Raw genomic sequence first — 11879 nt, forward strand, 5'->3', positions numbered from 1 at the left:
GGCGAACCATAGCCCGCCCCTTTCCACCCCCCGAACCGGGAGGGCCCGAGGAACCTGCTGGCGGGCCAGGCGCGGGGACCCAACGGCGGGGGGGGGGGGGGCTGGGGCCGCCCCCCCCCCCCCCCCCCGCCTCTTGTGACGCCACCGGAGCGTGAGGCGGTTACGCGTTCATCGGCTCCCACTGCTGGCGGTCGCTGGAGGTGCACGTCCAGGTGTAGGCGTTGTGCTCGGAGTTGCTGCCCATGCACCTGGTGCTGCCGCCGGCGGACACCGACCACGTGACCGTGGCTCCCGGCGCTGGAGAGTAGTTGGGGGCCCATCTGGTTCCCGCGCCACCGCATCCGATCGCCGTCAGTTTCTGGCCCTCACCGTAGGGGGACCCGGACAGGCAGGTGCCGTAGTCGAGGCTCCGGAGCTGGTAGAGGCCGCCTCCCACTGGCTCGACGCGCCACCTCTGGTCCGTGTACGTTCTGCCGCACGTGGATGTCTTCACCACATCGCCGTCGTAGTACAGGCACCAGCCGGTGGCCTTGTTCATGAGTCTGACGACGTTGTTCTGGGGGGTGGACGTGGTCGCCGCGCTTGCCGCTGGGCTGGCGAGCGCCATGCCGAGGAGGGTCGCGGTGGCGAGTGCCGAGGTTCGTGCTGCAGTACGCATCGAGGTTCTCCTTAACGGTGCGGTGAAACCCGTTGGCGTTCCTGACTGCATCGTGTTGCTCGGGCAGACGTCTCCTGGCAGGGTCGGGAGAACGGTCTGCTCGCAGTACCACGGTCGCCGCGTCATCCCACTGGCGCACGCGGGCTGCGGCAATCGGGTGACTGGGGCGCGGTTGCCGGCCTGCTCGTGATAACGCCGGCCGGCTCGACGGGGCCACGGATCCCGTCACCGTCGAGAGGAGATCCAGGGCCGTCGGCGGGCACCTGGCCTTCACCGTCCGGGTGAAGGCCAACCGGTTCACGACGGCGGCCGGGTCGAAGGCCGGCTGACTGGACATCCGACGCGGCGTGATTCCGCGCGCCGACGGGACCGAGGAGCGTACCCAAGGCTCCTCGCGGCGTACTCGGTCAGGGCCGTGCCGAGGAGGGCGAAGTGCGGCGGCACGCCAGGGTTCGTCATGAGCCGGATCGAAGCCGACGACCGGGTTTTGGGGGGATCGCAAACCCCCGCACGTGACACTGTGACGCGGATCACGTCCGATGCAGAACCTGTGCGCATCATCTGCCGTCTGGCTGGTGTGAGATCACGCAGGAGGGCAGTGGACGAGCTGGACGAGGAACGCCTCCTCCGGCTGGTGGCCAGAGGTGACCGCGGGGCGTTCGACGAGTTGTACCGGCGCACGTCGCCGTGGCTGGCGGTGCGGTTGCGCCGCCGCTGTGCGGACGAGCAGATCGTCGCCGAGGTCATGCAGGAGACCTATCTGGCGGTGTGGCGCGCGGCCGGTGCGTTCGCCGGGAGCGCGGTCGGTGGGACGGCCGTCGGGTGGTTGTGGACGATCGCGGCGCGCCGCCTCGTCGACGCGTTCCGGCGGCGCGCCCACCACGCCGAGCCGCCGATCGCCGCCGCCGAGCGGGCGGTGGTGCCCGCGGCGGAGGAGGAGGTGCTGGCCGGGACCGTCGGCGGCGACGTCGGCGACGCCCTGTGGCGACTGGCGCCGGAACTCCGAGAGGTACTGCAGGCCACGGTGCTGGACGGGCTCTCCGTCCGGGAGACGGCCGTCCTGCTCAGACTGCCCGAAGGCACGGTCAAGACCCGTGCCCGCCGGGCCCGGATCGCGATGCGGGAGGCGCTGGCATGAGCGCGGAACATGTGCCGATGCGGTTGATCGATGACTATGCGCGTGGTGATACGGAGACCGCCGCGGACACGGCATGGGCGTTGGAGGCCCACCTGGAGACGTGCGCGATGTGCCGGAGTCGCCTGGCGTCCTCCGTGGCCACCGGGGTGCCCGGCATCGCCGCGCTTCTCGACACCGTCCGGGTCGGTCTGGAACCGCATCTGGACGCGGCCGTCAGGGCGCCCTCGCGGCGGTACCGACCGAGGTGGCTGTCGGCCTGGCTGACGCCGGTCATGGCCCCGTGGCTGGCCATGACCGTCGCCGTCACCCTGCTGGCGCTGCTGCTGGACGCGACCGGGGCGCCGGTCTTCGGTGGCGCCTCGCCCATGGTGCTGATCGCGCCCGTGCTACCGCTGTGCGTCGTGGCCGCATCGTGGTCGCGCGCCCTGGACCCGGCGCACGAACTGACGGCCCCCACCGCCCGCGCCGGTCTGCCCCTGCTCCTTCGGCGTACCACCGCCGTCCTGGCGGTGGTCGTGCCGGTGCTCCTGGTGGCGGGATGGCTGACCGGAGCCATGACGGCCGCGCAGTGGTTGCTGCCCTCCCTGGCATTCACTTCCATGGCCCTGGCACTGGGCAGCGTGGTCGGCGTGACCCGCGCCGCCGCCGCGCTGGTGGCCACCTGGGGCGTCGTCATCGCGGCACCCGCCTGGGCCACCAGCCGCGTCCCGCTCGCCCTGCAGCCGGACTCGCTGCCCGTCTGGGGGCTGCTCCTCGCACTCGGCATCGGCGCCGTGACCGCCCGCAGAAACGCGTACTCAGCGCTGTGAAACCAACGTTGACCCTCGGAAGGGACCACCGCATGACGCCCGCGATGAGCGCGGCTGACACCGCCCCGAAGACCTATGCCTGGGAGATCCGGGCCACCGGCCTGAAAGTAAGGGCCGGACGCAAGAGGATGGCCGTCGACGGGCTCGACCTCTCCCTGGGCATCGGCGCCCACGGCCTCCTGGGACCCAACGGAGCGGGAAAGACCACCCTGATCCGGGCACTGGCCACCGTGCTGCGCCCCGCCGCGGGCGAACTGGAGCTGCTCGGCACCTCCGTGAGCGGGCTGGGCGACCTGCGGGCCCTGCGCCGCCGGATCGGCTACCTGCCGCAGGAGTTCGGCTACTACAAGCGCTTCACGGTGCGCGAGTTCGTCGAGTACATGGCCTGGCTGAAGGAGGTTCCCAAAGCGGACATCCCCGCGGCCGTCCAACGCGCCGTGGAGCGGGTGGGCCTGGCCGACCAGGCCGACCAGCGGATGAAGACCCTGTCCGGCGGCATGGTGCGGCGAGCCGGCATCGCCCAGGCCATCGTCAACGACCCCACGCTGCTGCTGCTGGACGAGCCGACCGCCGGCCTGGACCCGGCACAGCGGCTGCGCTTCCGCGAGCTGTTGCAGGAGTTGGGCCGCGACACCTGTGTGGTCGTCTCCACCCACCTGGTCGAGGACGTCGCAACCGCCTGCTCCGACGTGGTGCTCTTCGCCGACGGCCGCCTCGTCTTCCAGGGCCCCCCGCAGGTCCTGGCGGCGGCCGGCGGCTCCGAGTACCCGGGCGACAGCCCCCTGGAACGCGGCTACTCGGCACTGGTCCTTGGCTCCGAGCAGCAGGGAGGCACTGCTCCTCGGTGAGCTACTCCGCCGGGCCTTCTGGTTGTTCAGCCAGGTGCCTAGCGACGTCCCGTTCTCCTTGTGTGTGCGCGGGACCTTGGCGTGCCCCTCCCCGGTTCTCCCTCGCGCGGAGGAGAGCTGGACTGGCTCCCCCTCGCGTGGAGGAGGGCCAGTCCCTCCTTGCGGCGGAGGTTCGGCCTCCGGCCGCCTGGGACCTTTGAGGCAGCGGATCGAACACCCGCTGTCGCCAGGCCCGTTGGCCCACTGGAGGAACGACTATGCGAAAGCTCATCGCCTGCATCGTGCTCACCACCGCCGTGACCGCCTCACCACCACCGCAGCCTCGGCGGCCCCGACCGTCGAGACGACCCGCCACCAGAGCCTGCACGCCTGGACCCTTCTCAACGAGCACGGTCCCGGCCCCAACCCGGCCGCTGTCGGGCTCGCCCCGGCCCGGCTCGTCGCCACCATGGTGACGCCGGGGTGCCCGAGGACCCATCGCCGGGGCCGGGGCTGGTTCGTGGTGGATATGTAAACGGAGATACCCCCGTCCCGCGCTAGCCACACCCCGAGGCCCCCTGTCGGCACCCCACCCCCGCCGCCACAAGGGCCTCGTCTCGCGGCCTACTCGGAGCCGATGACCGGGGAGAGATCGGCCATCCAGCCCGCTGGTGGCCATGCGGAACTGGTACAGCGTGGCGAACACGGCGTGGTCGATCTCGGGCGGCGCCGCCATGACGGGCTCTTGCGTCGGTGCTCGCCGCCCCGGTGTGGCGAGCACCGTATGGGAGCTCGCGGTTCTTACCAGTTTTCTTTCCAAGATCGGCCTCTATGGTCGCGATTACGGTCGCGATCCGACAGCGGACGATCTGGACAGATCTCGGACGTGCGCCCCGCACGATCGATGTCTACGCCCGCGGGCTGGCCGAGTACCTGCTGATGTGCGAACAGGAGAACGTCGACCCGGTCACCGCTAACCGCGCACATATAGCCGTCTACGTAAGGGAATTCACCTCGCGGCCTCACCGTCGAGGGGCCAATGTGGTCTCGATCGACTCGGGGCAGGACCGGCCAACGCCACCGTCCAGCAGCGCCTGGTGCCGGTCCGCCTGTTCTACGACGGACCTGGTCGAAGGTAGTCCGCCGGATCGCCCTGGCGGCCGCTGTCCCGCGGTTCTCGACCCACACTACGAGTGACCACCATCGGGACCACCCAGCAGCCGCCCGAAATGTCGGCCACCGCCGCCGAAGAACCGGGCACGCCAGTCGGCCGTGAAGGCGGGAGGAGGCGGAGGAACTCGGCATCCGGGTCGTCTCGCCCGAGGGGTTCGCCGCCCTGGTCGCGCCCTACTTCTTGTGCCCCCGTGGCGCCCACGCGGTCCTGACCGCGCCGAGCCACCCACAAAGGGCCCATTCGGCCACACCGGAACAGCCGCTCCCCCTTGACCCAGGCAGCCGTCGAGGACGGCCAGGCAGCCCTGGACCGGCCACTCGACCGCCTCGCCGACACACCCACTCCGGCCGGCCCGACACCACGCGAACTGGACATGCCGGTGACGGCCCGCCTTCTGCCGCTCGTCGACGTCCGACGGGGCGGGACAGGCTCCGCATCGCGCTGACATCGGAGTGCGCACAGGCTCGGGAGAGTGTCACAGTCACTGCCGTGACCTTGATGAACGCGCTCGTCGACTTCGCCCGAACCGGCCGGATCGGCCCGCTCCACTGCGGGATGCCCTTGACCGAGGCCGAGGACCTCCTCGGTCAAGGGCGCCCGCACCCCGCCATCCTCATGAAGGGCCCCGACATCGACGGCTACCCCTATGCGTGGGGCGGCCTGCGACTGGTCGTCACCCAGAGGGCCGTCAGCATCATCTGGATCAACCTCTGGCCCGGATCAACGGTGACTCTCCCACCGCTCGTCCTGCCTGATTCCGAGTTGTTCGAGGTCACCGTGCTCCGCGAGGAACTGACCACCGCCCTCGACACCGCAGGCTGCCACCACGAGGTCAACCCCGTCCTCACCTGCGGCGAGCAGTCGAGCATCCTCGCCCAGCCGGCCGAGGTCCGCGCTGTCTTCAGCCTGCCCGGCCGGAACAACCACGTTCCGCACCGCGATCGGCACTACCTGATGGTGTCCCACCGAGTGGTGTAGCCGATCAAGGCGGCAAAAGCGCAGTTCACGACCGGAATCCCGGCTTCGGGAACCCAGTCTGGGCTGGCAAGGCGTCAGCCTGTGGGCTTCAGTCCGAGGGCGCCGTCCGGTCTCCCGGCAGCTGCGCACCTGTGAAGCTTTGAGGCAAGATCGGCTACACCACTCGGCGGGACACGACCCACTACCTCGACGTGATGCACAAGCACACGGCTCGGCATCGCTGATTCCACAGAATGACCCTGTTGACGTGGCCTTCGACGATGCCGGAGCTCCAGCGGAGGGTCGGGCCGGCGGTCACGGCGTCGAGGTCCTGGCGGAGGAAGATAGCGAAGCCGCAGATGGGAGCCGGACTGTCCTGCTCGGCCTGGCGGATCCATTCGAGCAGGAACGGGCCCCGGCGGTTGCGGACCCGGGTCCCGGAAGACGCGGGCCAGGTCGCAGGCCCGTGCGATGTCCGGGCAGGCGAGTGGGACCTGGTCGGGTTGCGCGACCTCCTCGGTGGCGTCCGTCACGGACGGTGAGGAGGGAAGCGGCCGAGCGCGCGCGGGCCGGGAGGGTGTGTGGAAGCCTTGAGGCTGTTCGAAGCCGAGCACGGCGGTTAGGCGAGGCCCCGCCGGGCGCAACGGCACCTGGACGACCTGGCGCACCGACTGTCCACCCGATCCTGAACGGAGGCCTCGCAGATGGCCACGACCTCGGCACCCCTCGTGGGTCCCAGCTCCGATCTCGCCGATGTTTTCGAGCTCGCCCAGCAGTTGCGTGTGGACTCGGTGCGGGCCAGCACCGCCGCCGGTTCCGGTCATCCGACCTCCAGCATGTCCGCCGCCGATCTGATGGCCGTGCTGATGGCCCGCCACCTTCGCTACGACTGGCGCGACCCCGCCAAGGCGGCCAACGACCACCTCGTCTTCTCCAAAGGGCACGCCTCCCCGCTGCTGTACGCCATGTTCACGGCCGCCGGAGTCGTGTCGGAGGAGGAACTGCTGACCACCTACCGGCGGGCGGGCGCCCGGCTGCAGGGGCATCCCACCCCGGTCCTGCCCTGGGTGGACCTGGCCACCGGGTCGCTGGGGCAGGGAATCGCCTACGCGGTGGGCATCGCCCTGGCCGGCCGGGACCTGGAGCACCAGCTCTACCGGGTGTGGGTGCTGTGCGGCGACAGTGAGATGGCCGAGGGTTCGGTCTGGGAGGCCCTGGACAAGGCCGGGCAGCACCGACTCGCGAACCTCACCGTGATCGTGGACGTCAACCGCCTGGGGCAGCGTGGCCCGACCGAGTTGGAATGGGACCTGGAGGCCTACGCCCGCCGTGCGGAGGCGTTCGGGTGCCGCGCCCTGATCGTCGACGGACATGATCTGGGCGACGTGGACCGGGCCATGAGTACCGCGGCCGACGGACAGCGGCCGACCGTGATCGTCGCCAGGACGATCAAGGGCATGGGCTTCAGCGAGGTGGAGGACGCCGAGGGCTGGCACGGCAAGGCCCTTCCCCCGGAGATGGCCGAGCGGGCCGTCGAAGAGCTCGGAGGCGTACGGCACCTGACGGTGCGTGGTCCGCAACCGCCCACCGGCGAGGCACCGACGCGACGGCGGGCGGGACACGACCCTGCGCGCCGCCCCCGGTTCGACGTGGGCGCGCAGGTGGCCACCCGATCCGCCTTCGGGCAGGCCCTGGTCGCGCTGGGCGGCGCGCGCCCCGAACTGGTCGCGCTGGACGCCGAGGTGGGCAATTCCACCCACTCCGAGGGCTTCGGCAAGGCGTACCCCGACCGGTTCTTCCAGTGCTACATCGCCGAGCAGCAGATGGTCGCCACAGCCGTGGGGATGGCCGTGCGCGGCTACCGGCCTTTCGCGACCACGTTCGCGGCCTTCCTCACCCGCGCCCACGACTTCATCCGGATGGCGGCCGTCTCCCGGGTGTCGCTGGCACTGTGCGGCACGCACTGCGGTGTGGAGATCGGCCAGGACGGGCCCTCCCAGATGGGGCTGGAGGACCTGGCGATGATGCGTGCCGTGCACGGCTCCACGGTGCTGTACCCCAGCGACGCGACCTCCGCCGCCGCCCTCACCATCGCCATGGCCGACGTGGACGGCATCTCCTACCTGCGTACCACGCGTGGCGCCTACCCGGTCCTGTACGCGGCGGACGAGCAGTTCCCGGTCGGCGGTTCCAAGACCCTGCGCGGCAGCGGCGAAGCCGACCGGATCACCCTGCTCGGAGCGGGGGTCACCGTCCACGAGTGCCTGAAGGCAGCCGACGAGCTGGCCGAGGACGGCATCGCCGCGCGTGTGGTCGACCTCTACTCGATCAAGCCGGTGGACAGCGAGACCCTGCTGCGCGCCGCTCGGGAGACCGGGGCGCTGGTGGTGGTCGAGGACCACCACCCGCAGGGCGGGATCGGGGAAGCGGTGCTCTCCGAGCTGGCCGGATCCGGCAACTGTCCGGCCTTCGCCCACCTGGCCGTCCGGGACCTGCCAGCCTCCGGCACTCCGGCGGAACTCCTCAGCGCTGCGGGTCTTGACGCCAAGAGCATCATCGACGCGGCCCGGAGGCTGCTCGGCGCGGCGGATCGCGGCTGACCCGCCATGTGACCTCGGAGCGTACTACGGCAGGTGGGGGGTGACCCACTCCTCGAAGAAGTCGCACGCGAGGAGCGCGTCCGCTGGGGAGCACAGGAAGTCGGCCCGGGCACTTACGACCTGGGGATGAACAGTCCCGGTGCTGACGGGTCCGTGACGTGAGAAGAGCCGCACGGGTTGGGTGAGTTGTGACGCTTACCTGGGCCCGTGCGGCCTGTTCCCATCCTGCCCTGTCCGGGGTCTCTCGCGCACATCTCGGCGAGTTGCTCGAAGAGTTGTCGCCAGGCTGGTGGGCCCGGCGGGAGTCGGAGCTTGATCGACAGCGAGGCAGTAAGCGGCACCGGGCAGAGGGAGCCGGCCGCAAGCCGAAGCTGGAGTTCGTCGACCGGCTGTTGGTAACCCTCGTCCACCTGCGGCTCGGTCTGCCGCACGCCGCTCTGGCCGAGCTGTACCGGGTGGACCGCTCCACGGTCTCCGCCGCGATCCGCCAGGTCAGACCCCTGCTCGCGGCCCGTGGCTTCGCCGTTCCCGACCGGCCCGGTATCAGGCTGCGGACCTTGGAAGACGTGTTCGCCTATGCCAATGCCGAAGGCTTGGACCTGCGGTTCGACGGCACCGAGGTACAGGTCCGACGCCCCCGCGCGGGGCGGCCGGGCCGCAAGGCGTGCGTGTCCGGCAAGAAGAAGCAGAACACGATCAAGACCACCACCTTCAGCGATCACCAGGGCCGCACCCTGTACTCCGGTGTCATCCGCCCGGGCCGCATGCACGACCAGACCGCCCTGCGCACCGAGGGCATCACGGAGCAGTTCCGCCAGTACCCGCAGGTGAAGGCCGAAGTCGACTCGGGATACCAGGGCCTGGCCAAGGAGTTCCCCAACCAGGTCAGCGCCCCTCCGAAGAAGCCCGCCGAGGACGCCTGCGACGGAGACAAGCGCGCCTGGCGCGAGATGCGGCGCCGCCAGTCCTCAACGCGGATCTGCGTGGAGCACACCAACGCCGAGTACAAGCAGTGGCGCCCCCTCCAGCGGTACACCGGACGTCGCGAGGACTACCCGGAAACTCACCTGGCCATCGCCGGGTTGGTCTCCGACCGCTCCGCACGACGCCCGACCCGCCGCCGGACGAGCACCGAACTCGTCCTCGCCCGCGACACCGTCTGCTGATCACCCACCAGCCGAACCGCCAGGCCAACACGCCCCAACCCCAATTTCACCCCTGGCAGCCGGGGACGCTGCCGGCTGGTGCGCAGTTGTCGGGGTGGTTGCGGCGAACCTCGGTTTGGTCCAGGGTCACAGCGCTGTTGTTGTAGATCCCGCCGCCGTCAATCGCCGCCTTGTTGTCGGTCACGTGCGACCGGATCAGTTTCACCGTGGCGTTGGTGTCGTTCCAGATGCCGCCGCCATAGGTCTGCGAGGTGTTGCCGGTCACCCACGACCGGTCCAGGGTCACCGTGCCGCCGAAGCTGCTGAGGATGCCGCCCGCGACGTCACTGGCGGCGTGGTTGCAGATCACCGTGGAGTCCGTCAGGTTCAGCGTGCCGAAGTCATCGTTGAAGATGCCGCCCGCGTCTGCACTGGCGGTGTTGTCACGCACCGAGGAGTGGGTCAGGTTCAACGTCACGTTGTTGTAGATGCCGCCACCGCCGGAAGCGGTGTTCCCGCGCACGATGGAGTGGTCCAGGGTTACGGTTCCGTTGTTGAGAATGCCACCGCCGACACCGAAGCCGGTACCGCTGGAGGCAGTGTTGTTGAGCACCGTGGAACCGGTCAGTCGCATCGTGCCGGCGTTGTAGATGCCGCCACCGGAGATGGGGGCGCTGTTGTCGCGCACGGTGGTGTGGTTCAGGGTCACCGTGCCGCTCTCGTTGTCGATGCCGCCGCCGCTACCGCCGAAGGGGCCGGTGCCCTTGCCGTTGACGATCGTCAAGGTGCTCAGCTCCACCTGAGCGGACCCGGTGACCGTCAGGGTGCTGCGGGCGTGGTTGCCGTCGAGGACCGCCTCGCGACCGGTCAACGTCAGGTTCTTGCCGATGGTGAAGTTGCCGGTGCAGACCCCTTTCAGCAGCAGGGTCGAGCCGGGTGCCGCGGCATCGATCGCGGTCTGCAGGTTGTCGTCCGGACAGCGCACGACGATGGGCTCGCCGGTACCCGTGGCCGTGGCCGGGGCCGCCCCGAGGAGGCCGGCCGCCAACGCCGTCACCGTCACGGCTGCGGCCGTCATCCACTGGGGCTGTACCGCCCTGCCTGCGCGCATGAACATCTCCCGTTCTCCTGTTCGAGTGTGCGGGGCGTGCCAGGTGGCTCACTCCGCTCTGCTACCGACCGGGGCAGCGGCCTGGGCGCACCCCGCGAGAAGGGATGTCCCAGGCCGCACCAGGCGTATCGGAGGCGGATGTAACGTCCATCGAACGGTCGTGACCGATGACCGGGAGAGCCCAACGAGGCCACGAAACGTCGTGCTCAGTGGCGGAGCGCATGCTGGGCGGTGATCGGTTGACCGTTTGTGTGGGAGGTCACAAGCCCCATGGGCCGCGTGGCGCGGGCGACGGCCGTGCTGATCGACTCGGCCCGTTTGACCGTCTTGCCCGAGGCCGCTGCGCTGGGCTGCGGACGCACAACGAGCGCCGAAGGTAGGCCGTCGAAGGCACTCCACTCTCGATGGCCTACCTTCCGGGTGTGTTGGTCTACCCGGCCGGCTGCAGGACCCAGCTCGGTCTGAAGCAGTAGCCGAGCAGGGCGGGGGCGTCGGGATTGGGGACGATGACGCAGCCGTCCGCGTCGGCGTTGCGGATGGAGGCGGGGGTTACGGGACCGAAGTCCTGGATCACCCAGCGCTGGAAGGGGAGTCGATCGCAGGGGCCCACGACCACGTCGGGCGGGAAGCTGGAGAGACAGCGGCTTGACTTGGCCTGGGCGATCTGGACGGTACCGTCGCCCCGGTTGGTCACCTTCCATGGGGTGCATTCCCCGAGTGCGGCCGGGGTGACCTCGGCGTTGTTGGCGGGGGCCAGGCACCTGCCGGTGTTGAGGTCACGGATGACGTAGGTGCCGTCGTCGATGGCTTGGGCGGGCGAGGCCATCGCCACGACCGCAACAGCGGACCCGACAAGGCACAGCAGAGAACGGACACGCTTCACAGCGGACTCCAGTTTCCGGGGGGGGCATGGTGACCGGGCCGTACCGGCCCGATGGACAGGACGATCACACGCCCCGGACACCCGGTTTGCTGCGCCCCGCCATAACCGCGAGTCCTTCACCCAGACGGGTGCGGTGTTCAAAGGGCCGCCGCCGGCGATGAGCACCCCGGTCGGCACCTCGTGCCGCGGGCCGCGCAGCGCCTCCTCGAGCCCCTCGGTGTCGCTGGCCGGTCCGTCCTCGAAGCGCACCCGCATTCGGCCGCCGGCCAGGTCGACGACCGGGGCGGGGCGGGCGTTGCGGCCGCACCAGCCGCGCACTGGCCACGGACACCACGCTGTGGACCGACGACGTGTGGGTGGTGGACTCCACGCCGGTCGAGTGCGGCCGCTCCCGGGAAACGGTTGAGCGGTCCGACCTGGCCGGCTGGGCCCAGTACGGCTACTGCGCCAGCCACTCGCGCTACTTCTGGGGACTGCGGCTGCACCTGGTGTGCACCCTCGGCGGACTGCCGATCGCCTTCGCGCTGACCGGGGCGAAGGCCGACGAGCGCGAGACCCTGCTCGACATCTTCGCCGC

The 11879-nt window shown here is 70.2% G+C and carries 9 protein-coding genes and 1 pseudogene; 7 read left to right on the forward strand and 3 right to left on the reverse strand.

The features are described from left to right. Positions 1-160 precede the first annotated feature (160 nt). Positions 161-658 (reverse strand): RICIN domain-containing protein, encoded by a 498-nt coding sequence (locus ACZ38L_RS35470; protein ID WP_465701462.1) that lies wholly within the window; start codon positions 656-658, stop codon positions 161-163. A gap of 634 nt (positions 659-1292) precedes the next feature. On the opposite strand from ACZ38L_RS35470, the gene ACZ38L_RS35475 reads away from it, so the two are divergent. From ACZ38L_RS35475 to ACZ38L_RS35500, 6 genes are all read left to right on the forward strand, one after another. Beyond that, entirely contained in the window at positions 1293-1796 is a 504-nt protein-coding gene (locus ACZ38L_RS35475; protein ID WP_465701478.1) for an RNA polymerase sigma factor, read from the forward strand. Then, on the forward strand, positions 1793-2605 hold the full coding sequence (locus ACZ38L_RS35480) for a zf-HC2 domain-containing protein (RefSeq protein ID WP_465701464.1): 813 nt from the start codon (positions 1793-1795) through the stop codon (positions 2603-2605). The genes ACZ38L_RS35475 and ACZ38L_RS35480 overlap by 4 nt, the downstream gene beginning before the upstream one ends. 32 nt (positions 2606-2637) lie before the next feature. After that, the gene (locus tag ACZ38L_RS35485) at positions 2638-3453 is read left to right on the forward strand and encodes an ABC transporter ATP-binding protein (RefSeq protein ID WP_465701466.1); all 816 of its coding nucleotides are present in this window, start codon (positions 2638-2640) and stop codon (positions 3451-3453) included. A gap of 1642 nt (positions 3454-5095) precedes the next feature. Then, positions 5096-5584, forward strand: coding sequence for a hypothetical protein (locus tag ACZ38L_RS35490; protein ID WP_465701468.1), 489 nt, complete (start codon positions 5096-5098; stop codon positions 5582-5584). Between the two features lie 683 nt (positions 5585-6267). Continuing rightward, positions 6268-8163 (forward strand): transketolase, encoded by a 1896-nt coding sequence (locus ACZ38L_RS35495; protein ID WP_465701470.1) that lies wholly within the window; start codon positions 6268-6270, stop codon positions 8161-8163. A 188-nt stretch (positions 8164-8351) separates the two neighbouring features. Further along, positions 8352-9329, forward strand: coding sequence for a transposase (locus ACZ38L_RS35500; protein WP_465701472.1), 978 nt, complete (start codon positions 8352-8354; stop codon positions 9327-9329). Between the two features lie 46 nt (positions 9330-9375). Here ACZ38L_RS35500 and ACZ38L_RS35505 read toward each other — a convergent pair whose 3' ends face one another. Further along, positions 9376-10371, reverse strand: coding sequence for a right-handed parallel beta-helix repeat-containing protein (locus ACZ38L_RS35505; RefSeq protein ID WP_465701474.1), 996 nt, complete (start codon positions 10369-10371; stop codon positions 9376-9378). A gap of 478 nt (positions 10372-10849) precedes the next feature. Then, positions 10850-11245 (reverse strand): RICIN domain-containing protein, encoded by a 396-nt coding sequence (locus ACZ38L_RS35510; protein ID WP_465701476.1) that lies wholly within the window; start codon positions 11243-11245, stop codon positions 10850-10852. A gap of 368 nt (positions 11246-11613) precedes the next feature. On the opposite strand from ACZ38L_RS35510, the pseudogene ACZ38L_RS35515 reads away from it, so the two are divergent. Continuing rightward, positions 11614-11879: pseudogene (locus ACZ38L_RS35515) on the forward strand (transposase); the annotation flags it as partial.

It is taken from the genome of Kitasatospora sp. NPDC024654 (assembly GCF_055559155.1).